General features: G+C 73.0%; 22 protein-coding genes and 1 riboswitch. Of the genes, 14 read left to right on the forward strand and 8 right to left on the reverse strand.

Going from position 1 to position 26,654, the window contains the following annotated elements:
• Nucleotides 1-267: 267 nt before the first annotated feature.
• Nucleotides 268-3,132 (forward strand): alpha/beta fold hydrolase, encoded by a 2,865-nt coding sequence (locus ABZU53_RS06945; protein WP_355064421.1) that lies wholly within the window; start codon nucleotides 268-270, stop codon nucleotides 3,130-3,132.
• A complete protein-coding gene (locus tag ABZU53_RS06950; protein WP_355064423.1) occupies nucleotides 3,132-4,028 on the forward strand; it encodes an ABC transporter permease subunit in 897 nt (298 codons plus the stop codon). Before ABZU53_RS06945 ends, ABZU53_RS06950 begins: the two co-directional genes overlap by 1 nt.
• On the opposite strand, the gene ABZU53_RS06955 is transcribed toward ABZU53_RS06950, so the two are convergent.
• Complete coding sequence (locus tag ABZU53_RS06955) at nucleotides 4,018-4,629, reverse strand: DUF4232 domain-containing protein (RefSeq protein ID WP_355064425.1); 612 nt, start codon at nucleotides 4,627-4,629, stop codon at nucleotides 4,018-4,020. The genes ABZU53_RS06950 and ABZU53_RS06955 overlap by 11 nt on opposite strands.
• A 506-nt stretch (nucleotides 4,630-5,135) precedes the next feature.
• On the opposite strand from ABZU53_RS06955, the gene ABZU53_RS06960 reads away from it, so the two are divergent.
• Nucleotides 5,136-5,585 (forward strand): DoxX family protein, encoded by a 450-nt coding sequence (locus ABZU53_RS06960; protein WP_355064427.1) that lies wholly within the window; start codon nucleotides 5,136-5,138, stop codon nucleotides 5,583-5,585.
• A gap of 126 nt (nucleotides 5,586-5,711) precedes the next feature.
• Here the strand turns inward: ABZU53_RS06960 and ABZU53_RS06965 are convergent, their stop codons facing one another.
• Nucleotides 5,712-6,017, reverse strand: a complete 306-nt coding sequence (locus ABZU53_RS06965; RefSeq protein WP_355064429.1) for a metalloregulator ArsR/SmtB family transcription factor — start codon at nucleotides 6,015-6,017, stop codon at nucleotides 5,712-5,714.
• 91 nt (nucleotides 6,018-6,108) lie between these two features.
• Between ABZU53_RS06965 and ABZU53_RS06970 the strand changes: the two genes are divergently transcribed.
• The 4 genes from ABZU53_RS06970 to paaN all read left to right on the forward strand — a co-directional run bounded on the left by ABZU53_RS06970 (nucleotide 6,109) and on the right by paaN (nucleotide 11,629).
• Entirely contained in the window at nucleotides 6,109-7,077 is a 969-nt protein-coding gene (locus ABZU53_RS06970) for a DMT family transporter (protein ID WP_355064431.1), read from the forward strand.
• A 67-nt stretch (nucleotides 7,078-7,144) separates the two neighbouring features.
• Nucleotides 7,145-7,280: riboswitch (SAM riboswitch) on the forward strand.
• A gap of 10 nt (nucleotides 7,281-7,290) precedes the next feature.
• Nucleotides 7,291-8,577, forward strand: coding sequence for a threonine synthase (gene thrC, locus ABZU53_RS06975; RefSeq protein WP_355064433.1), 1,287 nt, complete (start codon nucleotides 7,291-7,293; stop codon nucleotides 8,575-8,577).
• A gap of 257 nt (nucleotides 8,578-8,834) precedes the next feature.
• Entirely contained in the window at nucleotides 8,835-9,854 is a 1,020-nt protein-coding gene (locus tag ABZU53_RS06980; protein WP_355064435.1) for a GNAT family N-acetyltransferase, read from the forward strand.
• Nucleotides 9,855-9,955: 101 nt separating this feature from the next.
• Nucleotides 9,956-11,629 carry a phenylacetic acid degradation protein PaaN gene (gene paaN, locus ABZU53_RS06985; RefSeq protein WP_355064437.1) on the forward strand — a complete coding sequence of 558 codons (1,674 nt, stop codon included), beginning with the start codon at nucleotides 9,956-9,958 and terminating at the stop codon, nucleotides 11,627-11,629.
• 173 nt (nucleotides 11,630-11,802) lie between these two features.
• Here the strand turns inward: paaN and ABZU53_RS06990 are convergent, their stop codons facing one another.
• Nucleotides 11,803-12,333 carry a GNAT family N-acetyltransferase gene (locus tag ABZU53_RS06990; protein WP_354861453.1) on the reverse strand — a complete coding sequence of 177 codons (531 nt, stop codon included), beginning with the start codon at nucleotides 12,331-12,333 and terminating at the stop codon, nucleotides 11,803-11,805.
• A 305-nt stretch (nucleotides 12,334-12,638) separates the two neighbouring features.
• Between ABZU53_RS06990 and ABZU53_RS06995 the strand changes: the two genes are divergently transcribed.
• The 3 genes from ABZU53_RS06995 to groL all read left to right on the forward strand — a co-directional run bounded on the left by ABZU53_RS06995 (nucleotide 12,639) and on the right by groL (nucleotide 16,201).
• The gene (locus tag ABZU53_RS06995; protein WP_088950422.1) at nucleotides 12,639-12,842 is read left to right on the forward strand and encodes a cold-shock protein; all 204 of its coding nucleotides are present in this window, start codon (nucleotides 12,639-12,641) and stop codon (nucleotides 12,840-12,842) included.
• A gap of 725 nt (nucleotides 12,843-13,567) precedes the next feature.
• Entirely contained in the window at nucleotides 13,568-14,308 is a 741-nt protein-coding gene (locus ABZU53_RS07000; RefSeq protein ID WP_355064439.1) for a hypothetical protein, read from the forward strand.
• Between the two features lie 270 nt (nucleotides 14,309-14,578).
• A complete protein-coding gene (groL, locus tag ABZU53_RS07005) occupies nucleotides 14,579-16,201 on the forward strand; it encodes a chaperonin GroEL (protein WP_354861457.1) in 1,623 nt (540 codons plus the stop codon).
• Between the two features lie 58 nt (nucleotides 16,202-16,259).
• On the opposite strand, the gene ABZU53_RS07010 is transcribed toward groL, so the two are convergent.
• The 3 genes from ABZU53_RS07010 to ABZU53_RS07020 all read right to left on the reverse strand — a co-directional run bounded on the left by ABZU53_RS07010 (nucleotide 16,260) and on the right by ABZU53_RS07020 (nucleotide 20,285).
• Nucleotides 16,260-16,505, reverse strand: a complete 246-nt coding sequence (locus ABZU53_RS07010) for a hypothetical protein (protein ID WP_354861458.1) — start codon at nucleotides 16,503-16,505, stop codon at nucleotides 16,260-16,262.
• A 77-nt stretch (nucleotides 16,506-16,582) separates the two neighbouring features.
• Entirely contained in the window at nucleotides 16,583-17,518 is a 936-nt protein-coding gene (locus ABZU53_RS07015; protein ID WP_355064442.1) for a GNAT family N-acetyltransferase, read from the reverse strand.
• Nucleotides 17,519-17,567: 49 nt separating this feature from the next.
• Nucleotides 17,568-20,285, reverse strand: a complete 2,718-nt coding sequence (locus tag ABZU53_RS07020) for a S8 family serine peptidase (RefSeq protein ID WP_355064444.1) — start codon at nucleotides 20,283-20,285, stop codon at nucleotides 17,568-17,570.
• A 194-nt stretch (nucleotides 20,286-20,479) separates the two neighbouring features.
• Here ABZU53_RS07020 and ABZU53_RS07025 point away from each other — a divergent pair, with 194 nt between their 5' ends.
• Entirely contained in the window at nucleotides 20,480-22,294 is a 1,815-nt protein-coding gene (locus ABZU53_RS07025) for a glycerol-3-phosphate dehydrogenase/oxidase (RefSeq protein ID WP_355064575.1), read from the forward strand.
• Nucleotides 22,295-22,383: 89 nt separating this feature from the next.
• Complete coding sequence (locus ABZU53_RS07030; RefSeq protein WP_354861463.1) at nucleotides 22,384-22,920, forward strand: hypothetical protein; 537 nt, start codon at nucleotides 22,384-22,386, stop codon at nucleotides 22,918-22,920.
• A gap of 9 nt (nucleotides 22,921-22,929) precedes the next feature.
• Here ABZU53_RS07030 and ABZU53_RS07035 read toward each other — a convergent pair whose 3' ends face one another.
• Nucleotides 22,930-24,330 (reverse strand): FAD-linked oxidase C-terminal domain-containing protein, encoded by a 1,401-nt coding sequence (locus tag ABZU53_RS07035; RefSeq protein ID WP_354861465.1) that lies wholly within the window; start codon nucleotides 24,328-24,330, stop codon nucleotides 22,930-22,932.
• Nucleotides 24,331-24,386: 56 nt separating this feature from the next.
• Between ABZU53_RS07035 and ABZU53_RS07040 the strand changes: the two genes are divergently transcribed.
• A complete protein-coding gene (locus ABZU53_RS07040) occupies nucleotides 24,387-24,671 on the forward strand; it encodes a DUF4031 domain-containing protein (protein WP_355064446.1) in 285 nt (94 codons plus the stop codon).
• Here the strand turns inward: ABZU53_RS07040 and ABZU53_RS07045 are convergent.
• Entirely contained in the window at nucleotides 24,643-25,299 is a 657-nt protein-coding gene (locus ABZU53_RS07045; protein ID WP_355064448.1) for a metal-dependent phosphohydrolase, read from the reverse strand. The genes ABZU53_RS07040 and ABZU53_RS07045 overlap by 29 nt on opposite strands.
• A gap of 105 nt (nucleotides 25,300-25,404) precedes the next feature.
• Here ABZU53_RS07045 and ABZU53_RS07050 point away from each other — a divergent pair, with 105 nt between their 5' ends.
• Complete coding sequence (locus ABZU53_RS07050; RefSeq protein ID WP_354861470.1) at nucleotides 25,405-26,640, forward strand: FUSC family protein; 1,236 nt, start codon at nucleotides 25,405-25,407, stop codon at nucleotides 26,638-26,640.
• Nucleotides 26,641-26,654 lie beyond the last annotated feature (14 nt).

The following is a 26,654-nucleotide window of genomic DNA, read 5'->3' on the forward strand; positions in this document are numbered from 1 at the left end:
TTGCCGGTGAGTCAGTTTTGCGTCAGTTCGAGCGATGTCACCGTTCGTCGGGGTTCCGAGCACGCTGTGTCCCGTCGATGCGTGTGACATGAAGGGATCGATGGGGATATCCGCGGAAGATCGGAATTCACGGGATCCGAACTCAACTCACCCGGCCGCGCCGGAGGATGCGCGGTCGCACCGGGATGGATCACCGATCGGAGCAACCGGACGGACGTACGGCGGATCTCAGCCAACGCTCAGCCTGCGGCCCGTACCGTGTGCCGCATGAGATCGCCGTCGCCGGCCGCGTGGTTCCGGCGTGCCCTGCCCACCCGCCGCCGCGCGATCGCCGCGGCGGCGGTCGTTGTGCTGCTGGCGGCCGCCGTCGGTTGGGCGGTGTGGCCGCGGAAATCGGGCGTACGCACCCAGAGCGCGATGCTCACCGTCCGCTCCGGACCGTCCGGAGACCAGCCCGTCGACCTGGACACGACCCTCTACCTCCCGACCGGGGCGTCGTCCGGTCGGAAGGTGCCGGCGGTGCTGCTGGCGCACGGGTTCGGCGGGACCAAGGAGTCGGTGCGCTCGGACGCCGAGGAGTTCGCCGGGCGCGGCTACGCGGTGCTCACCTGGACCGCGCGGGGCTTCGGCCGCAGCGGCGGCGAGATCCACCTGGACAACCCGGACTACGAGGTGCGCGACGCCGAGCGGCTGCTGGATTGGCTGGCCGCCCGGCCCGAGGTGCGCACCGACGCCCCCGGCGATCCGAAGGTCGGCGTGGTCGGCGGCTCGTACGGCGGCGGGTTGGCGCTGCTGCTGGCCGCCCAGGACCGTCGGGTGGACGCGATCGTCCCCATGATCACCTGGAATGACCTGTCCCGGGCGTTCCTGCCGGAGAGCACCGGTGCGGCACCGACCGAGGGCGTGTTCAAGAAGGGCTGGGCGGGTCTCTTCTTCGGTGGGGGCGGCAACGTGGGCAGTGGCCCGGCCGGGCTCTCCGGGGCGACCGCAGCCCAGCCCGAGGGGGCGCCGGCATCGGCCGGCCCGCCCAGCCCGGGGCCGGGCGAGGGCCCGGGCACGGCTCCCGGTGGAGCCCCGGCCGGCGCCGCCGACCCGTCCTGCGGGCGATTCGCCGCCGACGTGTGCGCCGCGTACCTGCGGATCGCCACCGCCGGCCGCGCCGACCAGGCCGCCGTGGACCTGCTGCGCCGGTCCAGCCCGGCGGGCGTGCTGGACCGGATCAAGGCCCCCACCCTGCTGGTGCAGGGTGAGGCGGACACCCTCTTTCCGCTCGGTGAGGCGGACGCGAACGCGAAGGGCATCGCCGCCGCCGGCACCCCGGTCCGGGTCGCCTGGTTCACCGGGGGGCACGACGGTGGCAGTGGACCCCGCTCGGACGAAGACCGGGTGAAGTTCCTGACCGTCCAGTGGCTCGACCACTACGTCAAGGGCGAGGGGGACGCGCCCGGCGACGACTTCACCTGGTCGCGGATCGCCGGCTTCGACGCGCTCGACCGGGGCCTGGTCGCCACCGGTTTCCGCCGCGCCGACTATCCGGGCCTGGCCGGCAACGCCCGCCGGGAGGTGACTGTCGCCGGTCCGGCGCAGCCGATCGCGAACCCGCCGAACGGCAACCCGGCCGCCATCTCCTCGATCCCCTTCGCCGGTGGCCTCACCTCGCTGCTGGACGGGGTGGCCGGCGACGTGCCCGGCCAGCACGCGCGCTTCGAGTCGGCGCCGCTGACCGAGGCGGTGGACGTGGCGGGCGCACCCACCGTCACCGTGCGGGCCGCCTCGCCGACCGGGGAGGCGGTGCTCTTCGTCAAGCTCTACGACGTCGACCCCGAGGGCGCGGCCACGCTGCCGAACGGGCTGGTCGCCCCGGTCCGGCTCACCGGCCTGCCGCAGCGGGTGCAGGACGCCCGCCCGGTCACCGTGACGCTGCCCGGGATCGTCCGCCGCGTCGAGGCCGGGCACCGGCTGCGACTGGTGGTGGCCAGCTCCGACCAGGCGTACACCACGCCCGCCGAGCCGACCGTCTACACGGTGGCCGCGGACGGCGCGGTCAGCCTGCCCACGGTCAGCGGGGAGCCGATCCCCACCGCGGCGACGCTCTGGCGCTGGGTGCTCGCCGGCCTGCTCGCCGCCATCGTGATCGGGCTCGTCGTAGTCGTGGCCGTGGTCCGCCGCCGGCACCGCCGCCAGGACCGCTCGGTGCATCCGGAGTACGCGGACACCCCGCTGGCCGTGCGCGCGCTGCGCAAGGAGTACGCGGACGGCTTCGTCGCGGTGTCGAACGTGGACTTCGAGGTGCACCCCGGTCAGGTGGTGGGTCTGCTGGGGCCGAACGGCGCCGGCAAGACCACCACCCTGCGGGTGCTGATGGGGCTGACCCAGCCGACCGCTGGGGAGATCTACGTCTTCGGTCGTCGGCTGGTGCCCGGCTCGCCGGTGCTGTCCCGGATCGGCGCGCTGGTGGAGGGGCCCGGCTTCCTGCCGCACCTGTCCGGTCTCGACAACCTGAAGGCGTACTGGAAGGCCACCGGACGGCCGGCCGAGGACGCGCACTTCGACGCGGCCCTGGAGATCGCCGGGCTGGGCGACTCGGTACACCGAAAGATCAAGAATTACAGCCACGGCATGCGCCAGCGGCTCGCCATCGCCCAGGCCATGCTCGGCCTTCCCGAGCTGCTGGTGCTGGACGAGCCGACCGACGGGCTCGACCCGCCGCAGATCGCCGAGATGCGCCGGGTCCTCCAGCGGTACGCCACCGACGGCCGCGCGGTGCTGGTCTCCAGCCACCTGCTGGCCGAGGTGGAGCAGACCTGCACGCACGCCGTGGTGGTGAACAAGGGCCGGATCGTGGCGTCCGGGCCGGTGCAGGAGATCGTCGGCGAGTCGCCGAGCGTGCTGTTCGACGTCACCGATCCGGTGGCGGCGCGGGCGGTGCTGGACCGGCTGCACGGCGTACGGGTGCTGCCGGAGAGCGACGGCCAACTGGTGGTCGACACCAACGGCACGGCCCGCAGCGAGGTGGTGGCGGAGCTGGTGCGCGCCGGCATCGGGGTGGACCGGGTGGTGCCCCGGCGGCGCCTGGAGGACGCGTTCCTCGCCCTGGTGGGCGAGAACTCTCGGGGAAGCGGTGACCGGTGATGGCTGGATCTCCCGTCGAGGCGCCGGTGGGCGTCACCGACCCGGCCGGTGCGGCCCGGGGCTACCGACCCTCGGCCACCATGCCGTTCGCGGCGGAGTTCCGCCGGCAGGCGGCGCGGCGGCGGACCCAGCTGGCGCTCGGGTTCATGGTGCTGCTGCCGCTGATCATCCTGGTCGCCTTCCAGTTCAACTCGGGTGGCGACGACGACAACGGCAACAACGAGTTCGCCAGCCTGGTCGACCTGGCCACCTCCGGCGGGCTCAACTTCACCCTCTTCTCGATCTTCGTGTCGGCGTCGTTCCTGCTGGTCGTGGTCGTCGCGCTGTTCTGCGGCGACACGGTGGCCAGCGAGGCGAGCTGGGGCAGCCTGCGCTACCTGCTCGCGATCCCGGTGCCCCGGGCCCGGCTGCTCACGGTGAAGCTGGTGGTCGCGCTCGCGTACTCGGGGCTGGCCCTGCTGCTGCTGGCCGGCACCGCCCTGCTCGCCGGGACCCTGCGCTACGGCTGGTCGCCACTGCGCAGCACGGTCGCCGCCGAGCTGGAGCCGACCGAGGGGCTGCTCCGACTGCTGGCCGTGCTCGGCTATCTGGCGGTCGTACTCCTGGTGGTGGCCGGCCTGGCGTTCCTGCTGTCGGTGACGACGGACGCCGCGCTCGGCGCGGTCGGCGGAGCGGTCCTGCTCTGGATCCTGTCCAGCATCCTGGACCAGATCACCGCCCTGGGGGGCCTGCGCGACTTCCTGCCCACCCACTTCAGCACCGCCTGGCTGGGGCTGCTCTCCACGCCGGTGCAGACCGACGACGTGGTACGCGGCTGCATCTCCGCGATCAGCTACGCGACGCTGTTCTGGGGGTTGGCGTTCTGGCGGTTCACCCGCAAGGACATCACGTCGTAGCCTTCCGCCAGGCGCTGACGCCGATCCGGCCCGTGTTGCCCACGTCGATCGGGCCGTCCGGGTCGACCTCCTCGGCCGGCTGACCGGCGGCGGGCGCGACCGTCAGGTACGCCCCGGCGGTGGCCACCACTGTCGAATCGGTGACCAGGTTGCGCCAGAGGACTGTGGCGACGGCCCTCTCGCCCTTGCGCAGCGTGACCGGCTGCGGCGGCTGATCGAAGCCCGAGGTGATCTCCTTCGCCCCGTTCACCACCCGCAGGATGATCGGCTTGCGCTGCTCGTTCAGGACCCACACCGCCGGGTAGCCGTTGAGCCGGTAGGGGCGGTCGCCGCAGTTGACCAGTTCCAGGCCGAGCGCGCGCAGCCCCATCGCCGCGTCCCCACCGGTGGACCGGATCCGAACGCCGGAGGCCGGGCACTCGGCGACCGGCTCGGCGCTCGCCGACGGGGTCGTGCCGGGCGTGGTCGGTGGCCGGCCCGTGGGATCACCACCCTGGCCCCGATGGTCGCCGGGTGTGCAGGCGGCGAGCAGGAGAGCTACTGCGGCCACCGCGACCACCGCGCTGGCCCGTCGCCGTGCTGCCGTGCCGAGGGAGATCATCCGCCGATCCTCGCCCACGCGGGCGTCCCACCGCCGCCCGGCCCCGCAGCTCGCCCTGGCCCGCTCTCGTGCGACCCGCCGGCCTACCGCTCCACGGCGGACCGGTGATCCACCCCCACTCCGCCGACGTGGCGGTATCCCGCGACGTGGAAAGCCCCATGTCGGCGATACGGAGTGGATCATCGTTCGTGCGTCAGCCGACGGGGCACTTCGTCTGGGCGTGATGGCGTTGTTCGGCACGCCGGATGACCAGAGCGGCCCGCCGGCATCGCCGCGCTCAGGGCGCGGTGGGCTCTACGCCCCACACGTGGGGCAGCTCGACAGGCGCTGCGGGCAGCTCGACAGGCTGTACGGCCACCTCGGCTGGCGGTACGTTCTGGGCGGGAGCGCTCCCACACGGGCGATATGTTCCGAGCGGGGATCTTCCCACTAGCAAGGAATTTATTAACTTCGATACATTCATGTCCCACCATTGAAGAGATCTGTCCCCTTCGATGGAGGTCTCCATGAACGTCTCTCGGCTCGGCGGGCCGACCCTGTCCCTGTTCCGCATCGTGACCGGCCTGCTGTTCATGCTGCACGGCCTGTCCTCGATCTTCGGGTTGTTCGGCGGCAACCCGATGACCGGCTCGGCGATACCGTTCGGCTCCTGGCCGGGCTGGTGGGCCGCGCTGATCCAACTGATCTGCGGCGCGCTGGTGCTGGCCGGGCTCTTCACCCGGCCCGCCGCGCTTCTCGCCTCCGGCTCGATGGCGTACGCCTATTTCGTGGTCCATCAGCCCGAAGACCTGCTTCCGCTGCGCAACGGCGGTGAGCTGTCGGCGCTTTTCTGCTGGTCGTTCCTTCTGGTCGCGGCGCTCGGCTCGGGCCCCTGGGCGCTCGACGCGCTGTTCGCCCGGCGTCGCGCCGACGCTCCACCGGCCTCGGTGACCGACCCCGCCCCGGTTTCCGCCTGACCGCACCCGTACCGCGCGTCGCCGGAGCCTCGACGAGGCGGCTCCGGCGACGCGCGCCCGTTCGAGGTCGGTCGAGGTCGGTCGAGGGTCGTTCGAGGTCGGTCGGATCGGGCGAAGGCGGCGGCGTCAGGCCGGAGGGCGAGGCGCGAGGACCGCGTCCAGCAGGCCGGGGTAGAGCTTGTCCACCTCGTCGCGGCGCAGTCGGACCAGGCGGCTCGTGCCGGCGGCACGGGTCCGGGTCAGGCCGGCCTCGCGCAGCACCTTGAGGTGGTGACTGCGGGTCGCCTTCGAGACGCCGAAGTCGAAGCTGCCGCACGCGGCCTCGCCACCCTCGGCGAGCGCCCGCACGATCTGTAGCCGCACGTCGTCGGCGAGTGCGGCCAGCACGGCGGTGACCGGTACGACGGTCAGGTCGGGTTCGTGCGGCTCCATGTGACCAGTGTAACCCTTGTTCGACAACTCTCGAACAACACCCTATGGTCGGTGTCGTTGGTTCGAAAATACTCGAACAAGGGAGCTGCCGATGCGATCCCGCGCCGCCGCCTATCCGCTGCTCGCCGTGCTCGCCTGGGGCGCGATGTTCCCGATCCTGGCCAGCGCGCTGAGCCGGGTCGATCCGCTCAACCTGACCACCGCCCGCTACCTGTTCGCCACAGTCATCCTGGTCGCCATCCTGCTGGTCCGCGAGGGCCCCGCAGCGCTGCGGCTCGGCGGTCGGGGAGTCGAGGTGGTGGTGCTCGGCGTCGTCGGCTTCGCCGGCTTCAACCTGCTCACCAACCTGGCGCTCGAACACGCCGCCCCGCAGCAGATCTCCCTCTTCGTGGCCACCACGCCGGTCATCACCCAGCTGGTCCGGTGGGCCCGGGACGGCGTACGACCGAAGCCGCTCCTGCTGGCCCTCTCCCTGGTGGCGCTCCTCGGAGTCGGCCTGGTGATCACCCGCGGGAGCCTTGTCGGGTTCGGCCAGTTCGGTCTCGGCGGGCTCATGATGATCGGCGCGGTGCTCGGCTGGGGCATCTACACCCACGGCGCCAGCCGGTTCGGCGCCTGGTCGCCGCTGCGCTTCACCACGCTGACCGCGCTCGCCGGCACGGCCGCCATGCTGGCCGCGAGCATCGGCGCCGACGCCGTCGGGTGGCAGCACGCGCCGGCCGCCGCCGACCTCGTGGCGGTCACCCCACAGTTGGCGTACGCCGTGATCGTCGCCGCCGTCGTCGCGGTGCTGGCGTGGAACACCGGCGTGCAGCGGCTGGGCGCGGCCAACGCCGCCCTGTTCATGAACCTGGTCCCGGTGACCACCTTCGTCGTGCAGATCGCCCGCGGCTACCGGCCGGAGGCGATCGAGCTGGTCGGCGCCGCGATCACCATCGCCGCCCTGGTCGCCGCGAACCTCGCCACCAGGGCACGGACCCGGTCGTCGTCCCTGCCGCGACCCACCGCGGTCACCGACCCGGCCGCGGTGGTCGACCCGGTGGCGGTGGCCGCCCGCTGACCCACTCCCTGGGATACCCGGTGGAGGCGACAGGCAACGTTGCCTAGACTCGACGGCACAACTGCATACCTCATCCAGAGGGGCTGAGGGATACGGCCCGACGACGCCCCGGCAACCACCCCGCGCGCTCACCGCTGAGCGACCCGCGGGGCAGGTGCCAATTCCGTCCCCGCCGCACCGTGCGATGCGGGGAAAGATGAGAGGACTCTCGACATGACGTCGACGCTCGCCGCCTCCGGCATCGACACCTCCGCCAGCCCCGCCCGCGCCCTGGTCTGTCGCGCCTGTTCGGCCCGCTACCCGCTCGCCGCCCAGCACGCCTGCTACGAGTGTTTCGGCCCTCTCGAAGTGGACTACGACACCGCGGCCCTGGCCACGGTCACCCGGGAGCAGATCGAGGCGGGCCCGAAGAACATCTGGCGGTACGCCGCGCTGCTGCCCGCCGGCCAGGACCCGGCCACCCGGGTCACCCTCGACCCGGGGCTGACCCCGCTGGTGGCGGCCCCGCACCTCGCCGCCGAGCTGGGCATCACCGCACCGCTGTGGGTCAAGGACGACAGCGCCAACCCGACCCACTCGTTCAAGGACCGGGTCGTCTCGGTGGCGCTGACCGCCGCGAAGGCACTCGGCTTCACCCGGTTCGCCTGCGCGTCGACCGGCAACCTGGCCAACTCGGTGGCCGCGCACGCCGCCCGCGCCGGTGTGCCCTCGGTGGTCTTCATCCCCAGTGACCTGGAGCAGGGCAAGGTCATCACCACCGCCGTGTACGGCGGCGAACTGGTCGCCATCGACGGTTCGTACGACGACGTCAACCGGCTCTGCGGTGAGCTTGTGGAGACCGACGAATTCGAGGACACGGCGTTCGTCAACGTGAACGTCCGGCCGTACTACGCGGAGGGCTCCAAGACCCTCGGCTACGAGGTGGCCGAGCAGCTCGGCTGGCGCATCCCGGCCCAGGTGGTCATCCCGATGGCCAGCGGTGAGCTGCTCACCAAGATTGACAAGGCGTTCTCCGAACTGGTCGAGATCGGCCTGGTCGAGGCGCCGGCCGGCGGCTGGAAGGTCTTCGGGGCCCAGTCGGCCGGCTGCAACCCGATCGCCGCCGCGCTGCACGCCGACACGGACACGATCACCCCGGTCAAGCCCACCGGCATCGCCAAGTCGCTCAACATCGGCGACCCGGCCGCCGGCCTCTACGCCCTGGAGGCGGTCCGCCGCACCGGCGGTTGGATGGAGTATGCCGACGACGACGAGATCCGCGCCGGCATCCGCCAGCTCGCACGCACCACAGGCGTCTTCGCCGAGACGGCGGGCGGGGTGACCGCGGCGGTGCTGCGCAAGCTGGTCGAGTCCGGGCGGCTCGACCCGACGGCCGAGACTGTCGTGTTCAACACCGGCGAGGGCCTGAAGACCATCGACGCGGTGGCCAGTCAGGTCGGCCCGACCCACCACATCAAGCCCAGCCTTCGCGCCGCCCGCGACGCCGGCCTCCTCGGCTGACTCTGGGGCCGCGCCGGGCCCACCGGCCAGTAACTGGGTTTTCGCTGTGAGTATGGAAAACCCGCCGGTCTGGACTTGACGGCAGGAACCGGACGGCGCAAGATGCTCCGTGCGGGAGGGCATTTCGCCGGAGACTTTTGAAGTTCTTGCGACCCAACGCCGGAGGCGTTGTGCGAGTGTCCCTCCCGACCACGTCCGATGGGGCCAGCGAATAATTCGCTGGCCCCATCGCTTTTCCGCCTGTCAGGCTCCCCGGCATGAGCATCACCATCACGTCGTTCGACGGCGCCGACCGGGCCGCGGTCGACGAGGCGTACCGGGTCGGGGTGGCGGCCAACGAGGTCGACCTTCCGGACTTCCCGCCCTTCTGCCGGCGTCGCTTCGACGCGCTGTTCCACACGCCGGCACCCGGCACCCGATCGCTCTGGGCGCTGGCCCGGCTGGACGGTGTGCCGGCCGGGTACCTCCAGCTCGACCTGCCGCAGCTCGACAACACCGACAACGCCACCGCCGAGCTGACGGTGCGTCCCGAGCTGCGGCGGCGCGGCGTCGGCCGGGCACTGCACGAGTACGGGGTGCGTCTGCTGCGCCAGCACGGCCGCAAGCGGGTGGTCGCGATGACCGTCCGCGCGCTGCCCGGCGGTGCGGCCCGTTCCGGGGCGGGCGACGCGTTCGCCGCCTCGACCGGGGCGCAGTCCGCCCTGGCCGAGGTGCGACGCCGGCTGGAGATCGCCGACATCGACCGGGTCGCCCTGCGGGCGGCGCTCGCCGAGGCCAAGCCGCGGGCGGAGGGCTACCGGTCGGTCTGCTGGCAGGGCACCACGCCGCAGGAGTACGTGGCGGACATCGCCTACCTGGACAGCCGGCTGTTGATGGACGCGCCGATGGGTGACGTGCAGTGGGAACCGGAGCAGGTGGACGCCGAGCGCATCCGGGGCAACGAGCGCGCGTTGGACGCCCGGGGCCGGCGGCGCTACCACCTCGGGATGCGGCACGAAGCGTCCGGTCGGTTGGTCGCCTGGACCCTGCTCGACGTGGGCGCCTCCGCCGACTGGCACGCCTTCCAGCAGATCACCATCGTCGACCCGGCCCACCGTGGGCACCGCCTGGGCCTGATCGCCAAGGCGGAGAACCTGCACCACCTGCTCACCCACGAGCCGGCGGTACGCGTCATCGACACCTGGAACGCGGCCAGCAACAGCTACATGGTGGCCATCAACGAGCAGCTCGGCTTCCGCCCGGTGGACGCCTGGAACAACTGGCAGCTCACCCTCTGACGGGTATCGGCGCTACTGCTCGCGGACCTGGCTCAGGCATGAACCTCTGTCTGGCATCCGCCCCTACTGCTCGCGGACCTGGCTGTTGCATGATGGCTGGCATGACGGAGACCCCGCATCCCCTGTACGACAGGCACGCCGACACCCTCAACCGAGCGCTGACCGCGATCACGGAGCGGGGCTACTGGTCCGCCTATCCCGAGTCCCCCAGCCCCCGCGTGTACGGCGAAACCGCCGCCGCCGACGGCAAGGCCGCCTTCGAGGCGTACCTCGGCGGTGATTTTCCGCTCGACCAGCCGGGCGCCGGCGAGCGGATCGCCACCGAGACGAGCCCGTTCGGGGTCGAGCTGGCGGTGCGTTACCCGCACGCCGGCACCGACGAGCTGATCGCCGCCGCCTCCGCCGCGCTCCCGGTCTGGCGCGACGCCGGCCCGCAGGCCCGCGTGGGCGTCTGCCTGGAGATCCTGGACCGGCTGCACAAGCACATCTTCGAGCTGGCCAACGCGGTGCAGTTCACCAGCGGGCAGGCGTTCGTGATGGCCTTCCAGGCCGGCGGCGCGCACGCGCTGGACCGGGCGCTGGAGGCGCTGGCGTACGCGTACGCCGAGATGACCCGGCACCCCGGCACGGCCGGCTGGGAGAAGGCCGCCGGCAAGGGCGACCCGCTGCGGATGACCAAGACGTTCCACGTGGTCCCGCGTGGGGTGGCGTTGGTGATCGGCTGCAACACCTTCCCGACCTGGAACTCGTACCCCGGGCTGTTCGCCTCGCTGGTCACCGGCAACCCGGTGATCGTCAAGCCGCACCCGCGCGCGGTACTGCCGCTGGCCGTCACGGTGAAGTACGCCCGGGAGGTGCTCGCCGAGGCCGGCTTCGACCCGAACCTGATCATGCTGGCGGCCGAGGCGCCCGGTGAGAAGCTCGCCAGCGACCTGGCCCTGCACCGGTCCGTCAAGATCGTCGACTTCACCGGCTCCACCGAGTACGGCGACTGGCTGGAGACGCACGCCCGGCAGGCGTCGGTCTACACCGAGAAGGCCGGCCTGAACACGGTGGTCATCGACTCCACCGACGACTTCGCCGGCATGTGCCGCAACCTCGGCTTCACGCTGACCCTCTACAGCGGGCAGATGTGCACCACCTCGCAGAACATCCTCATCCCCGCCGGTGGCATCGAGACCGACCAGGGCCACAAGAGCTTCGACGAGGTGGCCGGCGGGATCGCCGCGGCGGTCGGCAAGCTGACCGCCGACCCGGCCCGGGGCGTCGAGCTGACCGGCGCCATCGTCAACGACGGGGTGCTGGACCGGCTGGCCGAGGTCACCAAGGTGGGTGAGCTGGTCCTGGAGTCACGGGCCGTGGCCCACCCGGCGTACGCCGACGCGGTGGTGCGTACCCCGACCATCGTGAAGCTGGGCGCGGACGACGCCGAGACGTACGGCCGGGAGTGGTTCGGGCCGATCTCGTTCGCCATCGCCACCGACTCCACAGCCCACAGCCTGGAACTGCTGCGCCGGACGGTCGGGGAGAAGGGCGCGCTCACGGCGGCGGTCTACTCCACCGACGAGGCGGTGCTGGACGCCACCGAGGCGGTGGCGGTCGAGGTCGGGGTGCACCTGTCCTGCAACCTCACCGGCGGGGTCTTCGTCAACCAGTCGGCGGCGTTCTCCGACTTCCACGGCAGTGGGGCGAACGCGGCGGCCAACTCGGCGCTGACGGACGGGGCGTACGTGGCCAACCGGTTCCGGATCGTGCAGTCGCGGCGTCACGTCTGATCTTTGGTTGCGGTTGGGGGTTTCCGGGGCAGCCCGCCCCGCTCCGGGCGGTCAGGCTTGATCCCTGCGCGGGGCGGGCTGCCCCGGAAACCCTCACGTGGACGCGGTCGTCGCTGACGCGTCCGGCTTTTAGACATCACCGGGGTTCTGCCTTGGGATGGGTTCTCTTGTTTCTAGGCTGTTCGGCGCATCTGTAGTTCGTTCAGGGCGGGGATCGTGGGGTGGGGGACTCGCACGCCGGTGTCGGTGAAGCCCAGCCGCCGGTAGGCCCGGTAGGCGCGGTCGTTGCCTACCACCACCTCCAGCAGCAGCTCCGGTCGGCCGCAGGCCCGGGACCAGGCGGCCACCCCGTCGATCAGCTCGCCGAGCAGCCCGCTGCCCCGCCAGGCCGGCGTGACGTACACGGCGTAGATGACGGTCAGCCCCGGCTCGTTCGGCGCGACCGTGCCGCCGGCGTGCCCGACCAGACGGCCGCCCGGGTCCGCGACGAACTGCGCGTTGTGGGGGCCGGCCGACGTGTACGCCACCCGCGCGGCGAACTCGCGGTGCGGTCGGGCCGCCGCGTCCGCCACGGTCTCCAGGAAGGCCAAGGGCGCGTCGGCGAGCATCTCCAGGCGCAGTGCCCGCATCCGGGCGGCGTCCTCCGGCCGGACCCGGTGGATCTCGGCCTGCCGAACGGCGGCTGAGCCGATATCGGTGGTCATGTCTGCATGCCTACCACAGGGGCGGGAGCTGCCTCGGGGCGTGCCCCGCCCCGCCGCCGGGCCGCCGGGCGGCGAGCCGGGACCGGTCGTCCGTGGCCCGTTCCGGTCCGGCCCCCGGGCCCGGTCGGATCGCCCGGGAATACGCCCGATTTGGGGTCGTGCGCGGCCGTCACTCCTCGTGTAGCGTGCGATTTCGGTCACCCTTTCAGCGGCCGTCGTCGATCGCTGAGGCGGTGGTCCGAGGGCGTCCGGCCGTGCCGCGCGCCCGGGCAGGCAACGCTGCGCAAGAGTGAGGGAAGTGCACCGTGGCACAGGGTTCCGTGAAGTGGTTCAACGCCGAAAAGGGCTACGGCTTCATCGCCGTCGACGGCGGTCAGGACGTGTTCGTCCACTTCTCCGCGATCGAGATGGACGGCTACAAGGCGCTCGACGACGGCCAGCGGGTGGAGTTCGAGATCGCCCAGGGCCAGAAGGGCCCGCAGGCGGAACACGTACGCGTCATCGCCTGAGCGAATTCCCGACCTTTTCGCTCGCGGATCACCCCCGATCGGCTGGCGGGTCGGGGCTGCGGTGCGGACGCCCACCCGGGAAGATCGTGAGCCGTTCCAGCCGATGCTGAGGAGGGTTCATGACCGACCAGCCGCCCCCACCCACCACGCCCTCCGGGCCGGGTGAGCCGGGCCCGTCCGACCCCACCTCACCCATCTCCGGCGCGGCCCCGGGCACGCCACCGGCCTCCGGCGCAGCCCCCGGGCCGCTACCCGGACACGACCCCGGCCCTGCGATGCCACCCGGATACGGCCCCGGCCCTGCGATGCCGCCTGGATACGGCCCCGGCCCTGCGATGCCGCCTGGATACGGGCCGCCACCCGGCCCGATCCCCCAGGGTTGGGGGCAGGCCGGTCCGGCGGGTACGCCGGATCCCACCGCGCAGGGCGGTTGGGGTCCACCGGCTGGGCCGCCGCCCGGTTGGGATCCCGCGCGGGGCGGTTGGGGTCCGGCCGGTGCGCCGCCGCAGGGCTGGGTCTTTCCGCCCACCGGCGGCTACCCGCCGGGGTCTGGTCCCTACGGTGGGCAGCCGTGGTATCCGGGGGCGCCGGTCAGCTGGTACCCGCCAGGTCACGGGTTCGATCCGAACGACGCCCTGGTCACTCCGCCCGGTGCCGGCATTGGGGCCTGGTTCGAGCGGTGCGGGGGCGCGCTGCGCCGAAGCTGGCGGCAGTTGGTGCCGATCATGCTGCTCACGCAGGTCCTGCCGGCGGCGGTGCTCTCGGTCATCTCGCTGGGTGTGGACCCGTCGCCCGGCTGGGAGGCGCAGGCCGAGATGGATCCGGCGGCCGGGCTGCCGGACAACTTCGCCGCCACCCTGGCGACCCTCGCCGTCGTGCTGGTCGGCGGCAGCCTGCTGATCGGTCTGGTGCAGGCGGTGGGGTGGGCCGCCGGCAGTTGGGTGATCACCCAGCAGGCCACCGGGCGGCCCGCCAGCCTGGATGCGGCGCTGCGGTACGGCCTGCGCCGGGCGCTCGGCCTCTGGGGCTGGACGTTGCTGGTCAGCGTGCTCATCGGTATCGGCTTCTGCTTCTGCGTCCTGCCGGGCATCTATCTGGCGTTCGCGTTGAGCCTGGTCGGTCCGGTCTACCTGTTCGAGCGGCAGAACCCGATCGGCCGGTCGTTCGGGATGTTCCACGCCCGGCTCGGGCTGTTGCTCGGCCGGGTGGCCGTGGTGGGCGGGGCTGTGATCGTCGGCACCGTGGTTCCGGGCTTCCTGGAGTCGGTGGGCACCGGCGCGTTGGGCACGGACCCGTTCGCGTCCCCGGGCGCCGCGGTCGGGGTGGTGGCGGTGATCGGTGTCGCGGCGCTGCTGGCGCTGCCGGCCCACCTCGTCCAGTTGATCGGTCTGCTGGTCACGTACACCGAGCAGCGGGCCCATGAGGGGCCGGTGAACAGCGCCGGACTGGCGGCCGAACTCGGCTGAGCGGCGTCATCGTGCTTGCACTCGGCAGGTGAGAGTGCTAAACAAGTCATTGGCACTCGCGTACCGTGAGTGCCAACGGTCGGGACGGTGGGGCCAGGTTGCCCAGGCGTGGAGACGCCGGGGCGGCACATGGCCGGTCGTCGCGGGCTATCCGGCCCGGCCGGAGGACGTCGTCGTCGCCTGGTGGCGGCGTCCCAAGGTGCGTAAACCAGGCGGCCCATCCGGGACACACACTCGGGTGGCCGTGAGTGTCCAGGAGGACAACGCCGTATGGCAAAGATGATCGCGTTCGACGAAGAGGCGCGCCGCGGCCTCGAGCGGGGCATGAACCAGCTCGCCGACGCCGTAAAGGTGACCCTCGGCCCGAAGGGCCGCAACGTCGTGCTCGAGAAGAAGTGGGGTGCCCCCACCATCACCAACGATGGTGTGAGCATCGCCAAGGAGATCGAGCTCGAGGATCCGTACGAGAAGATCGGCGCCGAGCTGGTCAAGGAGGTCGCCAAGAAGACCGACGACGTCGCCGGTGACGGCACGACGACGGCGACCGTCCTGGCCCAGGCCCTGGTTCGCGAGGGCCTGCGCAACGTGGCCGCCGGCGCCAACCCGATGGCCCTGAAGCGGGGCATCGAGGCTGCGGTCGCGAGCGTCTCGGAGGAGCTGTCCAAGCTCGCCAAGGACGTCGAGACCAAGGAGCAGATCGCCTCCACCGCCTCCATCTCCGCTGGCGACAGCACCGTCGGCGAGATCATCGCCGAGGCGATGGACAAGGTCGGCAAGGAAGGCGTCATCACCGTCGAGGAGAGCAACACCTTCGGGCTGGAGCTGGAGCTCACCGAGGGTATGCGCTTCGACAAGGGCTACATCTCGGCCTACTTCATGACCGACCCGGAGCGCATGGAGGCCGTCTTCGACGACCCCTACCTCCTGATCGTCAACAGCAAGATCTCGTCGGTCAAGGACCTGCTTCCGATCCTGGAGAAGGTCATGCAGTCGGGCAAGTCGCTGCTGATCATCGCCGAGGACATCGAGGGCGAGGCCCTGGCCACCCTGGTCGTCAACAAGGTCCGGGGCACCTTCAAGTCCGTCGCCGTCAAGGCGCCGGGCTTCGGTGACCGCCGCAAGGCCATGCTCGCCGACATCGCCATCCTCACCGGTGGCCAGGTCATCAGCGAGGAAGTCGGCCTCAAGCTGGACGCCGTCGGCCTCGACATGCTGGGCCGCGCCCGCAAGGTCGTGGTGACCAAGGACGAGACCACCATCGTCGACGGTGCCGGCGACGCCGACCAGATCCAGGGTCGGGTCAACCAGATCCGGGCCGAGATCGACAAGAGCGACTCCGACTACGACCGCGAGAAGCTGCAGGAGCGGCTGGCCAAGCTGGCCGGTGGCGTTGCGGTGATCAAGGTCGGCGCGGCCACCGAGGTCGAGCTCAAGGAGCGCAAGCACCGCATCGAGGACGCCGTTCGCAACGCGAAGGCCGCCGTCGAGGAGGGCATCGTCCCGGGTGGTGGCGTCGCGCTGGTGCAGGCCGGCAAGACCGCCTTCGACAAGCTGGACCTGGTCGGCGACGAGGCGACCGGTGCCAACATCGTCAAGGTCGCGCTGGACGCCCCGCTGCGGCAGATCGCCGTCAACGCCGGCCTCGAGGGCGGCGTCGTGGTGGAGAAGGTCCGTAACCTCGAAGCGGGTCACGGCCTCAACGCCGCCAACGGCGAGTACGTCGACCTGCTGGCCGCGGGCATCATCGACCCGGCCAAGGTGACGCGCTCGGCGCTGCAGAACGCCGCTTCCATCGCGGCGCTCTTCCTCACCACCGAGGCCGTCGTCGCGGACAAGCCGGAGAAGAACCCGGCTGCCCCGGCGGGCCCGGGTGGCGGGGACATGGACTTCTGAGTCCAGTTCCGACACACCGAACGGGGCGGGCCGCTGACGCGGTCCGCCCCGTTCGTCGTCAGGTGGGCAGTGGGCGCTGGTTGCGGCGCTTCTGCGCCCGGTCGTACGGCGGGAGCAGCTGGATCGGCGCGTCCACCATCTCCTGCGGTTCCTCGGTCAGCCGCTCGCCGTCGGTGGTCATCTCGGCAAGTTGCTCGGCGTCGCCGTAGTCGAGCCGGTCGAACGGGAGTTGGCCGGGCAGTTCGCCGACCGGTTTCCAGGTGATCGGCGGGCCGTCCTCGGTCTGGTCGTCATCCGTGGTCATGGCTGCCTCCTCTACCGAAACGGTAGGGGGCGTCGATGGGTAATGCGGGCGAATGGACTCATGTCCCATTTGCCCTCTCACGTCACCGGTAGGGTCCGCCGGTACAGGAAGAAGACCCGCTCGATCCGGGCGCCCGCGCTGCCCGAGTAGAACGGCACCGGCCCCACCCAGCCAATCTGCGCCCGGTCCACCCCCGCCGCACGCTGGTCGCGCAGGCAGCGTCGCAGCAGCACCCCGCCGATGCCCGACCCCTCGGCGGCGGGCGCGGTGCCCATCGGCCCGAACCAGCTCGGCCGGGACGACCCGTAGGCGGCGAAACCCAGCACCTCGCCGGTCCGCTCCGCCAGGTGGCAGCCCGCCCCCGCGCGGCCCACCGACCCGGCCAGCTCGCCGTCCCAGGCGCCACCGAAGGTGGACCGGGCGAACGCGGCCAGCGCCGGCAGGTCCGCGGGCTCCGCCCGGCGTACCGTGATGCCCTGCCCAGCCAGCCGTTGCTCCGCGGCCTCCGTCGACCGCAGGGCCGGTGACTCGTCGTACGACAGGTCCGCCGTCATGTTCCAGGCGGTCCGGTCCTGGTGGTAGCCGAGCGCCAGGGCGGCGCACACCGCTGGCGTGTACCGCACGTCGATGCCCGGCCAGGCGTAGTACGGCGGGTTTCCGGCGAGCAGCACCTCGGTGACGCCGCGCTCGGCGAGTGCCTGTTCGGCCCGCGACAGCAGCGCGCGGCCCACCCCCCGGCGGCGCTGCCCGGGGAGCACCGCGACCAGGTCCACGTGCCCGATGCCCACCTCGGCCGGCGACACCGAGCAGAGCAGCACCCCGACCAGGTCGTTCCCCCGGTACGCGCCCAGCCCGACCACCGCGCGGTCGGCAGCGGCCCGGGTCCACAGCACGTCCACGATGGCGGCCGCCTCGGCGGCGTCCTCGGGCAGGTCGAGCGCCTGCGCGCAGAACCGCGTCACGGTGGGCGCGAGGTCGGGGCTCAGTTCGGCGACGGTGATCTCGGCGTCCATGGTCGCCGACCCTAGATCACCTGCTGGCGGTGACCGGCCCCGCCCTCGTTCACCCCCGGGCGGCGCGAACGGCTGCGTACGCGTCGACCTGGCCGGCGCCGGTGACGTTCGCCGGGCCGCCGCAGGCGTCGGTGGGGTTGCCGGAACGGTACGTCGGCTCGGCCGGCGTCGCGGTGTCCCGCAGGATCTGCCGGGTCCTGGTCAGGTCCCCGACCAGCGCCGGGTTCGCCGACCACATGAGCGCGACCACTCCCGCCACCTGCGGGGTCGCCATCGACGTGCCGTCCAGCGCCGCGTACCCGCCGCCGGGCATGGCCGACACCACGCCCACCCCGGGCGCCAGCACGTCCGGTTTGCCCGTGCCGCCCGGCACCGGCCCGCGTGAGGAGAACTCGGCCACCCGCCGGTGCGCGTCCACCGCGCCCACGGTCAGCACGTTCGCGTACGGAGCGGGCGGGTCGTCGATCGACGCGCACCACGGGCCGGTGTTGCCGGCCGCGGCGACCACGAAGATCCCGGCGGCGTCCAGCGCCGTGGTGGCCGGGAGCAGGGCCTCCCGGTCGCAGCCCTCGATCGCCGGGCAGCCCCACGAGTTGGTCAGCACCTGCGGGGCGCGCTCTGGCCGGCCGTCGGTGAACGGATCACCGCCGGCCGGGAAGGGCGCCAACATGAACTGAAGGCAGTCCAGGTAGTGCCCCGGGCTGCCCAGGTTGCGGTCCAGGTTGACGCAGCCCACCCACTGCGCGTCCGGCGCCACCCCGATGCCGTCCCGCCCGACCGCGCTGCCCACCGTGTGGGTGCCGTGCCCGCCCTGGTCGTTCGGCGTCCGGGTGCCGTCCCACGGGTCGTACCAGGAGTCGTCCCCGCCACGGAACCCGGCCCGCAGCGCCGGATGGCCGCCGTCCACGCCGGAGTCGGAGCTGCCGACCACGATTCCCCTGCCGGTCACCCCCAGCTGGGACCAGACGCGGTCCGCGCCGAGCTGACGGATGTTCCACTCCGGGCCGGTCGGCGCGGGCGCGGTGCCCCGGCTCTGCCCCGCCGGGGCCGGCAGCGGCCGCAGGCGCTGGCTGACCAGCACCCGAGCCACCTCGGGTCGCCGCGCGAGCCAGGCCCGTACGGCCGGGCCGCCATCCACCTCGACCGCGTTGACCAGGTAGTACGGCACCGGGTCGAGTCGTAGCCGCCCCGCCGTGCGGCGCAGGTCGGCCTGGCTGCGGTCGGCGGTGGTCACCAGCCGCCGGTAGACCTCCGCCGCCCGGGCGTCCCGTCCGGCCTGCCCGGGGGCGCCGGCCGGGATCCCGCTCAGGTCGGCCTGCTCGCGCAGCACCACCAGCAGTCGCTCCCCGTACAGGCCGGGTTGGCCGGGCCCGACGTCGACGACACCCACCGTCACCAGCAGGACCGCCACCGCCAGCGCGGCGACCCGGCGACTCGGGGTGCGTGCCGTCGGGCGGGCCAGCAGCACCGCGTACCCGATGGCGACCAGGACCGCGACGGCGAGGCCGGCGCCGGCGGCGGCCGCCACCCAGAACGGGACGTCCCGGGTGCCGATCAGCAGCAGGGTGATCTCTTCCGGGTCGGTGAAGGCCAGCGGGCCGAGCGCGGCCAGGCCCACCAGCCAGCCGGTCGCGGCCCGGCCGGCGCGTGCGGCGTCGGCCGGGTCGGCGGTGGGCCGCCCGGTCGCGGCCGGGTCGGCGGTGGGTCTCCAGGCCGCGGCATACAGCGCCGCCAGCGCGAAGCCCGTCGGCGGCAGGGTCAGCAGGGCGGGCAACTGCGCGCCGGACTGGCCCGTCCCGGCCGCGAGCAGCAGCAGCGCCACCCCGGCGACCAGGCCACCGACCAGCACCAGCCGTCCCGGCCGAGGCGGCCGGCCGACCGCGAACCGGGACCAGAAGGTGGCGTCCAACAGCGTCGCGGCCAGCACCCCGAGCGCGGCCGCCGCCAACAGCGCGAGCGTTGTCTCCAGGAGCCCGCCGAGCGCGCCCAGCCAGGCCCACGGCAGCAGCAGCGCCAACCCGGCGGCGACCGCGAGCAGCGGCACCGGCCCGGGCCGGCGCGATCCACGCTGCCCCCCGACCGGATCCGGGCCCCCGACGGCCGTCGACGCGGCGTCGACGCTCGACTCCGTGCTTCCGGCGGCCCGAGCGGGGGCGGCGTCGCCGTTCGGCGCCGCACCGCCGGTGCGGTCGCTGGCCCCCGACGCGGTGGCGTCGCCGTTCGGCGTCGCACCGCCGGTGCGGTCCCTGGGCCACGACGCGGTGGCGTCGCTGTTCGGCGCCGCACCGCCGGTGCGGTCGCTGGCCCACGACGCGGTGGCGTCGGGAGCGGCGGCGACGTCCGAGCCGGACGATCGTCGCGCCGACCAGGCCACGGTGAGCGCGCTGAGCGATGCGACGGCGGCCAGCGCGGCGAGGTACGCCTCGTGGTGTACGGGCGGCACGATGCGCAGCAGCGTGAGCACGCCGAGGGTGAGCGCGGCGGCCAACCACACCCGCCCGGTGGCCCGGACCGTGGTCGAGCGGGGCAGTACGGCCAGCAGCAGGGCGGGCGTGCCCACCAGCACGACGGTGACCAGGCCGAGCACCGGCCAGAGCCAACCCAGCCGGTCCCGTCCGAAGCCGAGCAGCACCTGATCGGTGAGCCAGCCACCGGTCTGGGTGGCCACCGTGACCGCGACGATCCAGCAGCCGACGAACACGGCCGCGACCACCGGCCACGGGGAGCTGCGGTGGCCGAGCCCGGGATGCGCAGGTTGACCATGCATCCGGAAACCCTACGACCAGCCCGAGCAGTCTCGAATCGAAGAACCGCGCAGATCTTGGACAGTTTCCGTCAGCCGCTGACGGAAACTGTCCAAGGTCTGCGGGCGGTCGACGTGAATCGGAGGCGAGGCGGGGCGGGCCGCGAATGTTGACACGCTTCCGCGGCGGTTACGGTGGATGGGTGCGTGACCCCAACATCTCCCGATCCGTCGCCGGTCAGCTCTCGCCGGTCCGCCGTACGGCCGACCTGCGCCGACTCCGCGCCGAGCGCTTCGACGTGCTGGTCATCGGGGGCGGGGTGACCGGTGCGGGCGCCGCCCTGGACGCGGCGTCCCGAGGCCTGAAGGTGGCCCTGGTCGAGGCGCGCGATTTCGCCTCGGGCACGTCGAGCCGATCCAGCAAGCTCATCCACGGTGGGCTGCGCTACCTGGAGCAGTTGGAGTTCCACCTGGTCCACGAGGCGCTGACCGAGCGGGGCCTGCTGGCGACCCGGCTCGCGCCGCACCTGGTCCGCCCGGTGCCGTTCCTGGTGCCGCTGCCGGCCGGCCGGGGCCTGCGGGACCTGCCCGCCCGGATCTTCCGCCGCTCGTACTACGGCGCGGGCGTGGCCACGTACGACGCCTTCGCCGGTCTCTTCGGCGGTGGTCGGGGCATGCCGCTGCACCGGCACCTGACCCGGGAGGGGGCCCGGCGGATCTTCCCGAGCCTGCGGGCCGACGCGCTGGCCGGGGCGATCCGCTACTACGACGGGCAGGTCGACGACGCCCGGCTGGTCGTCACCCTGGCCCGCACCGCGGCGAGCCTCGGCGCCACCGTGGTCAGCAGCACCCGTGCCGTCGGGCTGATCCGGCAGGCGCGGGAGGTCACCGGCGTACGGGTCCGTGACCTGGAGGCGCCGGCCGGGTCCCCGGACGCCGAGTTCGAGGTGCAGGCCCGCACGGTCATCGCCGCCACCGGTGTGTGGAGCGACGACATGTCCCGGATGCTCAACGACGTGGGCCTGCGGCCCGGCGTCCGGGTGCGCGCCTCGAAGGGGGTGCACCTGGTGGTGCCCCGCTCGGCGATCACCGGCGAGACGGGGCTCATCCTGCGGACGGCACGGTCGGTGCTCTTCGTCATCCCGTGGGGCGGGCACTGGATCATCGGCACGACGGACACCGACTGGCGCCTGGACAGATCGCACCCGGCGGCCTCGGCCAGCGACATCGACTATCTGTTGGAGCAGGTCAACACCGTGCTGGACCGGCCGTTGACCACCGCCGACATCGAGGGCGTCTACGCCGGGCTGCGGCCGTTGCTGGCCGGTGAGGCCGACTCCACGTCGAAGCTCTCCCGCGAGCACGCCGTGTTCGAGCCGATGCTCGGGCTGCTGCTGGTCGCCGGCGGCAAGTACACGACGTACCGGGTGATGGCGTCCGACGTGGTCGACCGGGCCGTACGCCGGTTGGGTGGCGCCCGCGCGTCGCGTACCGCCGACCTGCCGCTGCTCGGCGCGGACGGCTACCCGGCGATGTGGCGCGACCGGGCCGACCTGGCCCGCCGGCACGGCGTGCCGGTGGGCGTGGTGGAGCACCTGCTGGAGCGGTACGGCACCCTCACGCTCGACCTGCTGGCGCTGATCGACGTCGATCCGCTGCTGGCGTCCCCGCTGGCCGGTGCTCCCGAATACCTGGCGGCGGAGGTCGCCTACGCGGCGCGGGCCGAGGGCGCGCTGCACCTGGAGGACGTGCTGACCCGACGGACCCGGATCTCCTTCGAGACCAGCCACCGTGGCCTGGAGTCGGCCGAGCACACCGCCGAGCTGATGGGTGCGGTGCTCGGGTGGGACGCGGCGAGGAGCGCCCGCGAGGTCGAGCACTACCGCGCGCGGGTGGAGGCGGAGCGGCAGTCCCAACTGATGCCGGACGACGCCGGGGCGGACGCGGCCAGACTCGGCGTACCGGACGTACGGGGTTACGCGGCGGATCGGGGTGACGACGACCAGGCGGAGCTGCGCCCCACGCCACGATGACCGAAAAGTGACGTTACCGAGTGGTAACTATCGATACCGGCCCGGATGGTGGTTTCGAACGCTACCTACGGTGGGGTAGGTTTCCGCGCGTGCTGTACCGCGCGCGCCCCCGTCTCCTCACCCCGCTGCTTGCCCTGGTGCTCGCCGTCGCCCTGGCCGGGTGTTCGCTCTTCGGCCGCGATGACGCCGAGACGCCGGTCGCCCAACCGCCGGCCGGCTCGGCGGCCGGTGTGCCGGCACCCGAGATCCCGACGACGGTCGCCGCGGGCCAGGTCAGCCTGATTCAACGGCTCGGCGCCGACGCCCCGCTGCGCACGTTGAGCGTCGAGCGGGACGGCTCGTGGCAGTGCCTCGACTGTGCCGGCGACGGAGTCACCTCCCGGGGCAGGCTGGCCGCGGAGCAGACCGAACGCCTCCAGGTGCTGCTCGCCGACCCCCGGCTCGCCGAGGAGACCGACCAGGTCCGGCGGTACCGGACCACCTGTATCGACGCGCTGACGTCCAGCCTGCTCACCTCGTCCGGGCTGATCACCTCGCAGGACTGCCCGGGTGAGGAACGCCCGGCGGTGGCGGGGGAGATCCTGTTGCTGCTCACCCAGGCGACGCCCGCCGAAGTCAAGGGCTGAAGCAGCCCCTCAGAGCACCTTGCCCGGGTTGAGCAGGCCGGCCGGGTCCAGCGCCGCCTTGATGGCCTGGTGCACCCGGACGCCGACCGGGCCGATCTCGGCTGCCAGCCAGTCCCGCTTGAGCAGCCCCACCCCGTGCTCGCCGGTGCAGGTGCCGCCCAGGTCGAGACCGAGCCGCATGATCTCGTCGAACGCCCGCCGGCCCCGCTCAACGCTCGCCGGGTCGGCGCGGTCGACGACGATGTTCGGGTGCATGTTGCCGTCCCCGGCGTGCCCCACCACACCGATCGGCACGTCGCAGTCCGCCGCGATCCGGGCCACCCCGTCCAGCAGCGCGGCGAGCGCGCCCCGCGGCACCGCCACGTCGTCGATCACCAGGCCACCGCTGCCACCGGGGTGGGTGTCGGCGGCGAACTTCTCCATCGCCGGGTGGGCGAGGCGGCGAGCCTGCAACAACGCCGCCGCCTCCACCGCGTCGGTGGCCGCGTAGACCTCCTCGGCGCCGGCCGCTTCGCACACCTGCGCCAGGGCCGCCAGGTCGTCGCCCGCCCGGCTGCCGGTGTCGGCGGCGGCCAGCAACAGGGCCTGCGCGTCGGTCCGCAGCCCCATCGGCTGGTACGCCTCGATCGCCCGCAGGTGGGTCTGATCCAGCAGTTCCAGCATGCTGGGCGTGAGGCCCCGCGCGGCGATCTGGGCCACCGCCGTGCCGGCCGCCGCCGTGGAGCCGAAGACCGCCACCAGGGTCAGCGAGTCGGCCGGGGCCGGCCGCAGCGCCACGGTCACCTCGGTGATCACCCCGAGGGTGCCCTCCGAGCCGACGAAGAGCCGCGTCAGGTCGTAGCCGGCCACCCCCTTGGCGGTACGCCGCCCGGTGCGCAGCACCTCGCCGGAGGCGAGCACCACCTCCAGGCCGAGCACGTACTCGGTGGTCACGCCGTACTTCACGCAGCACATGCCGCCGGCGTTGGTGGCCACGTTGCCGCCGATCGTGGACGACTCCCAGGAGCCGGGGTCCGGCGGGTACCAGAGACCCTGCTTGGCGACCGCCGCGGCGAGCGCGGCGTTGACCACGCCGGGCTGGACCACCGCGATACGGCCCACCGGGTCGATCTCCCGGATCTCGTCCATCGCGACGGTGCTGATCACCACCGCACCGTCCACCGCGTTCGCCGCGCCGGCCAGCCCGGTCCGCGCGCCCTGCGGCACCACCGGTACGCCGTGCCGGGCCGCCGCCCGAATCACCGCCACCACCTGCTCGGTGCTGCGCGGGCGGGTCACCACGAGGGGGACGCCGGCGGCGCAGAGGTCGGCCTCGTCGCGCTGGTGCAGGCGTAGCAGGTCCGGGTCGGTGAGCACGGCGTTCTCGCCCAGAGCGGCGCGCAGGTCGTCGAGGAGTCCGGTGGGGGCCATGCCGCCGAGGCTAGGTCGCCGACCACCGATCATCAACGCGGGCTAGCTTGGGCACCATGCTCTACCTGGACCGGCCGGCCTGGCCGTGGCGCGGTCGACTCTGGTCGCACCTGATCAGCGACGTCTCCTACGCCGAGTTGCACGCCTTCGCCGAGGCGCTGGGCGCACCCCGGCGCGGCTTCGACCGGGACCACTACGACATCCCGGCCGACCGGTTCGCGGCGGCGGTGTGGCTCGGGGCCCGGGTGGTGCCGAGCCGGGAACTCGTCCGGTTGCTGCGCGACGCCGGACTGCGTCGCCCGAAACACCTGGTCACGCCGGGATCGTCGGCGGCCCGGTGAGTGCGGCCAGCTCACGGCGCAGGTTGTCGTGGGCCGGCTGCTCCCACCGGTCGGCGAGCGGCGGCAGCCGGAACAGCGCGGGCAGCGCCAGCAGCCCGGTGAGCACGGTGGCCCGTCCAGCTCGGAAGGCCGACTCGGGCACGTGCGCGTACTCCCGCCTGATCGCCGCCGCGTAGCGGTCGTAGGCGGCCGGCGGCCCGGCCAGCACGGCGAGGTCCGCGTCGCAGAGCAGGGCGCCGTTCCGGTCGCGGGGCGCCACGGCGTGCCCGGCGGTGAGCAGGACCAGCCGGCGCACCTCGGCCACCGCGGGCGCCGGCACTCCGAGCCCGGTGAGCAGGTTCCCGGCCAGCGCGGCGCTGTCCCGTTCGTTGGTGTCGCCCGGGGCCCGCGGGTCGTAGACCGCGTCGTGGCACCAGGCGGCCAACCGGACCAGGTCGGGCCGGTCAGCCAGCGCGGCGTGCCGGTCCACCACATCGAGGACGACGCTCAGGTGCGCCACCGTGTGGTAGTGCCGGTGCGGCTCCCGCCACCGGGCGAGCAGCTCCTCCCCGGCCCGGGTGGAGCGCTCGTCGGGTCCCGCCCCGGCGTCGCGGGCCGCCGCCCGCCACCGGTCCAGCAGATCGGCCACCGCCCGAGTCTGCCGCATCCGTGCGCCGCACGCGGGCGGGAGGATTCAGGGGGCCCGCCACGGGTAGTCGCGCCCATGGCGGTGGCCCGGGACAGAAGACCTCCGATGGTGCGGCGTACCCCGCTGCGTGAGGGCCTGGTGGACGTCGACGGGGCGCGCATCGCCGAGGCCACCGAGCAACTGCGGCACCGCGGCCGGGCCACCCTGCACGACCGGCTGCACCGGGTGCGGATGGCGGGTGGGCTGGCCGTCCAGGCCGGGTTGGCGGCCGGTCTGGCGTACCTCATCTCGCACAAGGTGCTCGGCAATCCGCAGCCGGTCTTCGCGCCGATCTCCGCGGTCGGCACGCTTGCCGCGTCGGTCGGGCAACGGTTCCGCCGGACCGTCGAGCTGATCGTCGGGGTGGGCGTCGGGGTGTTCGTCGGCGACCTCCTGATCTACTTCCTCGGCACCGGCGCGTGGCAGCTCGGCCTGGTGGTCACGGTGGCGATCCTGCTCACCATCTTCGCCGGGGCGAGCGTGGCCATCGTCATCCAGGCGGCGGCCACGGCGGTGCTGATCGTGACGTTGAGCCCGTCCACCCAGAACCTGGAGATCCCGCGCTTCGTCGACGCGTTTCTCGGCGGCGGCATCGCGTTGCTGGTGACGGCGGTCCTGTTGCCGCTGAACCCGCTCCGGGTGATCAACCGGGCGGCCCGCCCGGCGCTGGACCTGCTCGCCGCCCAGCTCGACGCCACCGCCGACGGGCTGCGCGACCGGGACCGGGCCGGCATCCAGCGGGCGCTGGAGCGGCTGCGCAACAACAAGGACGAGCTGGCCACCCTGGGCGAGGCGATCGAGGGCGCGAAGGAGACGGCCACCCTGTCGCCGGCCCGCTGGCACCGCCGCGGCGAGCTGATCCACTACGCGGAGGCGGCCGACCCGATCGACCGCGCGATGCGCAACAGCGGCACGCTGATCCGCCGGTCCGTCACCCTGATCGAGGACGACGAGCCGGTGCCGGACCCGATGCCGGACGCGATCCGCCACCTCGCCGAGTCGGTCCGGCTGCTCAAGCACGAGTTCGCGGCGGGCGAGGAGCCGCAGAAGGCACGGGAGCGCTCGCTGCGGGCCGTCAGCGAGGCCGGCCGGGCGTACGGGGCGGGAGTCGGCTTCTCCGGCAGTGTCGTGATCGCCCAGATCCGGACCACGGCGAGTGACCTGCTGGTGGCCTCCGGTGTCGAGCAGGAGGAGGCGAACCGGTGGATCCGGACGGCCTTCGGGGAGCAGGAACGGCCGGTCGGCGAACCGGCCGAGCCGGGCGAGGCGCCGAAGCCACCCACCGCCCCGCCCGTCGGCTGAGCGCGAGCAGCAGG

This window comes from Micromonospora sp. NPDC005194, assembly GCF_040608335.1.
GTDB lineage: Bacteria > Actinomycetota > Actinomycetes > Mycobacteriales > Micromonosporaceae > Micromonospora.

Bases quoted from the DNA above. Each gene is read 5' to 3' on its own strand.
- ABZU53_RS06945 (WP_355064421.1), top strand. From the start codon at position 268: ATGAGATCGCCGTCGCCGGCCGCGTGGTTCCGGCGTGCCCTGCCCACC.
- ABZU53_RS06950 (WP_355064423.1), top strand. From the start codon at position 3,132: ATGGCTGGATCTCCCGTCGAGGCGCCGGTGGGCGTCACCGACCCGGCC.
- ABZU53_RS06955 (WP_355064425.1), bottom strand. From the start codon at position 4,629: ATGATCTCCCTCGGCACGGCAGCACGGCGACGGGCCAGCGCGGTGGTC.
- ABZU53_RS06960 (WP_355064427.1), top strand. From the start codon at position 5,136: ATGAACGTCTCTCGGCTCGGCGGGCCGACCCTGTCCCTGTTCCGCATC.
- ABZU53_RS06965 (WP_355064429.1), bottom strand. From the start codon at position 6,017: ATGGAGCCGCACGAACCCGACCTGACCGTCGTACCGGTCACCGCCGTG.
- ABZU53_RS06970 (WP_355064431.1), top strand. From the start codon at position 6,109: ATGCGATCCCGCGCCGCCGCCTATCCGCTGCTCGCCGTGCTCGCCTGG.
- thrC (WP_355064433.1), top strand. From the start codon at position 7,291: ATGACGTCGACGCTCGCCGCCTCCGGCATCGACACCTCCGCCAGCCCC.
- ABZU53_RS06980 (WP_355064435.1), top strand. From the start codon at position 8,835: ATGAGCATCACCATCACGTCGTTCGACGGCGCCGACCGGGCCGCGGTC.
- paaN (WP_355064437.1), top strand. From the start codon at position 9,956: ATGACGGAGACCCCGCATCCCCTGTACGACAGGCACGCCGACACCCTC.
- ABZU53_RS06990 (WP_354861453.1), bottom strand. From the start codon at position 12,333: ATGACCACCGATATCGGCTCAGCCGCCGTTCGGCAGGCCGAGATCCAC.
- ABZU53_RS07000 (WP_355064439.1), top strand. From the start codon at position 13,568: ATGCTGCTCACGCAGGTCCTGCCGGCGGCGGTGCTCTCGGTCATCTCG.
- groL (WP_354861457.1), top strand. From the start codon at position 14,579: ATGGCAAAGATGATCGCGTTCGACGAAGAGGCGCGCCGCGGCCTCGAG.
- ABZU53_RS07010 (WP_354861458.1), bottom strand. From the start codon at position 16,505: ATGACCACGGATGACGACCAGACCGAGGACGGCCCGCCGATCACCTGG.
- ABZU53_RS07015 (WP_355064442.1), bottom strand. From the start codon at position 17,518: ATGGACGCCGAGATCACCGTCGCCGAACTGAGCCCCGACCTCGCGCCC.
- ABZU53_RS07020 (WP_355064444.1), bottom strand. From the start codon at position 20,285: ATGCATGGTCAACCTGCGCATCCCGGGCTCGGCCACCGCAGCTCCCCG.
- ABZU53_RS07035 (WP_354861465.1), bottom strand. From the start codon at position 24,330: ATGGCCCCCACCGGACTCCTCGACGACCTGCGCGCCGCTCTGGGCGAG.
- ABZU53_RS07040 (WP_355064446.1), top strand. From the start codon at position 24,387: ATGCTCTACCTGGACCGGCCGGCCTGGCCGTGGCGCGGTCGACTCTGG.
- ABZU53_RS07050 (WP_354861470.1), top strand. From the start codon at position 25,405: ATGGTGCGGCGTACCCCGCTGCGTGAGGGCCTGGTGGACGTCGACGGG.